The sequence below is a fragment of the Nocardia sp. NPDC004722 genome (assembly GCF_053601505.1).
The window spans coordinates 1-3,337 of the sequence record NZ_JBSGBY010000780.1; the positions used below are offsets into that span (position 1 = coordinate 1).

Annotated in this window: 2 protein-coding genes; both read right to left on the reverse strand. The window is 67.1% G+C overall.

The features are described from left to right. Positions 1 to 117: 117 nt before the first annotated feature. On the reverse strand, positions 118 to 1,545 hold the full coding sequence (rox, locus tag ACWELQ_RS41690; protein ID WP_452402505.1) for a rifampin monooxygenase: 1,428 nt from the start codon (positions 1,543 to 1,545) through the stop codon (positions 118 to 120). Positions 1,546 to 1,987: 442 nt separating this feature from the next. Beyond that, the gene (locus ACWELQ_RS41695) at positions 1,988 to 2,905 is read right to left on the reverse strand and encodes a hypothetical protein (protein WP_452402506.1); all 918 of its coding nucleotides are present in this window, start codon (positions 2,903 to 2,905) and stop codon (positions 1,988 to 1,990) included. Positions 2,906 to 3,337: the final 432 nt, after the last annotated feature.

Below are 3,337 nucleotides of genomic sequence, written 5' to 3' on the forward strand. Positions count from 1 at the left end.
TCGGTGCCGTCCATGGGCGGGCCCACCCACGCCGGGAACAGTGACAACGACGCAGGCAGGCGGTGACAACAACGCGGACGGTGAGCCGAGGACCGTGCGCCGGGCGGTCGAGTCGAATCAGCGGGTGGGGGAACCGAACCAGCGTTCCAGTGCCGGGGACAGGTCCTGTTGATCGGAGCCCACCCAGGCGATGTGGCCGTCGGGGCGGAGCAGGATCGCGGGGGACGCCAATTCCTCGCTGACGTCGACCACGTGGTCGACGCGGTCGGTCCAGCCGTCGGCCGAGAGTTTGCCGGTCTGGTCGAGGAGCAGGCCGCGGCCCTCGTGCAGGAGGTCGTAGAGGCGGCCGTTCTTCAACGGGATGTCGCGTTGGCGGCGGCCCAGCTGGTCGGGGCCGTCGCCGAAGTCGTAGCGGGTGCTGACCGCAATCACCTTCTCGGTGAGATAGCGCTTCACCTCCGGGAACTCCATCAATTCGGTGAGCAGGCGGCGGATCGACTCGGGGCCCGGCTCGGGCAGCGACAGCTCGGTCTGCGCACGCGTGTTGTTGAGCACGTCCTGTGCCCACGGACGGCGTTCGGACTCATAGGAATCCAGCAGATCGGCCGGAGCCCAGCCCGCGACCGCGGCCGCCAGTTTCCAACCCAGATTGAACGCGTCCTGGACGCCCAGGTTGAGCCCCTGGCCGCCGACCGGCGGGTGAATGTGCGCGGCATCGCCCGCCAGGAACACACGGCCGACACGATAGCGGTCGGCCAGGCGCGTGGCATCACCGAAACGCGACAGCCAATGCGGTGAATGCATACCGAAATCGGTGCCCGCGATGGAGATCACCTGCGCGCGCAACTCCTCCAGGGTCGGCGGCACGCGGGGATCGTCCGAGAGGCCCGCGGCGGGGGCGCCCACCCGATACCGGTTGCCGCCCAACGGAACCGCGCCGAAACGACGGTGCGTCTTGTGCAACTCCATAACCGTCGCGATCACCTCGTCGCGCGGAGTGGTCAATTCCACCTCGCCCAGCAGGGTTTCGATGCGGCTGGGCTCACCCGGGAAATCGATGCCGACCGCCTTGCGGACCGTCGAGCGGCCGCCGTCACAGCCGACCAGGTAGCGGGTGCGCAGCGTGGTGCCGTCGGCCAGCGCCACGGTGACGGAATCCTCGTCCTGGGTGACATCCACCAGTTCGGTGCCGCGCCGGATCTCGACGCCGTGCTCGGTCACGTGCTCGGCGAGCAGGCGATCGGTGATCGGCTGCGGCAAACCCAGCACGAACGGGAAACTCGTATCCAGCTGGACCGGGACCTCGTTGCGGATCCCGGCGAAGAATCCGTTGGTCGGGTGCTGTGTGCCTTCCGCGAGGAAGCGCTCGGCGATACCGCGCTGATCGAGAATTTCCACCGTGCGGGCATGCATGCCCATCGCCTTCACGACCTTGGTCGGTTCGGCGTCCCGCTCGATCAGTAGGACGTGCACGCCGTGCAGGCGCAGTTCACTGGCAAGCATCAGACCGGTCGGCCCGGCACCGGAAACGATCACATCGAACATGAACCCACCCATCGTCGAAGTTGCCTCCGGTCGGTATGCGAGACAGCTATTTCCGCAGGTACCGACCTTCGGCCGACGATTGTGCAGCACGACCGGGGGCTTGCCGCAAGCCCCCCACTGCGATATACGTTGAAAGGGGAGGGACAACTCTCGTAACTCTCAGGGGCTTCGCCCCCGAACCCCCGGAACAACTCGGGCTTCGCCACGAACCTCGGAACGTCCCGGGGCTTCGCCTCCGAACCCTCCGAACGTCTCGGGGCTTCGCCTCCGAACCCTCCGAACGTCCCGGGGCTTCGCCTCCGAACCCTCCGAACGTCCCGGGCTTCGCCTCCGAACTCTCCGAACGTCCCGGGGCTTCGCCCTCGAATCCTCCGAACGTCCCGGGGCTTCGCCTCCGCCCCTGAACGCCTCAGCGGCTCGGTCTTCGAACTTCCTGGATTCGCTACTTCAGCAGCAGGCCGGCGGCTATCAGCATGATGATCACGAGTACTGCGAACCAGGTGATCAGTTGCCATTGGAGGATTGCTGAGCGTTGGCCGGCTACGGTCAGACGGAGGGTGGCGTCGACTCGGTTGTGGTCGGCGATCTTGCGGCGGGTTTGGGCCAGGTCGTCGGCTTGTTGTTGGGAGGCGATTTCGGCTCGTTCGAGACGGTGGGTCATGCGCATCAACTGCTTGGTCTTGTCGCGAGTGGCCTTGCGCGCCAAGGCGAGAGCGGTGCGCTGGTTTTGGAGTTCCTGTCGTTGCCGCGCGATGACGGCCGCCTGTGTCCGAGTGTGACGTTCCCAGTCGGTCACCGTCGCCCATCCTCCCTGGTGCTCGTCGCGGCAGCCGAACGCGATCTCCTCGGCCACCCAGCCCGTAATGAATTCTCGCAGTTCACAGGCGGATTGGCGGGCCGAGACCACACCGCCCGGTCCGGCGGTGAGCAAACCGCCGACCACCCGGTATTCGCAGCCGTCGGCGGCGAAGTCGTCGAGACCGAGCGCGGGCAGCTGCGCGGTCCAGAAACCGGGTGGGCAAATCCATAGCACTTCACTACAACCGCTGGTCCGCAGCTCGACGGTGCGGGCGCGGGCGCGCGTCAACTCGGGTGCGGCGCTGGACACCTCGATGGCGCAGGTCCGATCGCCCTTGCGCCACAGCACGTCCACGCTCAACCCGCCGAGGCTGGCGGCCACCTCGACATCCTCGGCGCCCGCGGCCAGCAGCCGTCCGCGTAACCAGAATTCCAGCCGCCGCACATCCCATCGGCAGGCCGCGCAGTCGGCTTCGCGGCATCGCTCCCCCGCCGCGTGCCCGCGCGCGTCCTTGCCCTGCGCCCGCGTCCGAGAACGCTCGCGAACGGACGAATCACCCACCGCCGTAGTTGGATTCGAGTGCGGACCCGGTTCGGCAAGTGCCACCGGTACATCCACTCGCCTCGTGCTCACAAGATCACCCCAGCCACCACACTCACCGCTCGGACCGCTTCCGTCCTATCGGAAACCACCAGCCCGAGCCGTCACTTCCAGAGTGCCGCAGGGCAACCGCCCGCAGACCCGAAAGCGACCAGATTCGTTATCCAACTGCGAGCCGCGTGTGATCAAGCGCGGTGCGGATCGTAACCCAGGTCCGGGATGCCGGACTCGGCCGCCGCCGCTACTCTTTCGAAATGCTCCCGCCTCAGCCTCAGAATTCGCAGCTCAGCGTCCTCGATCCGACGCTGCGGGCGGCTCGCACCGCGAACTCCGTCGCCTTCGCGTTGCAGGGGTTCTTCCTGGCCGTGATTCTCACCGAATTGCTCAGCACGG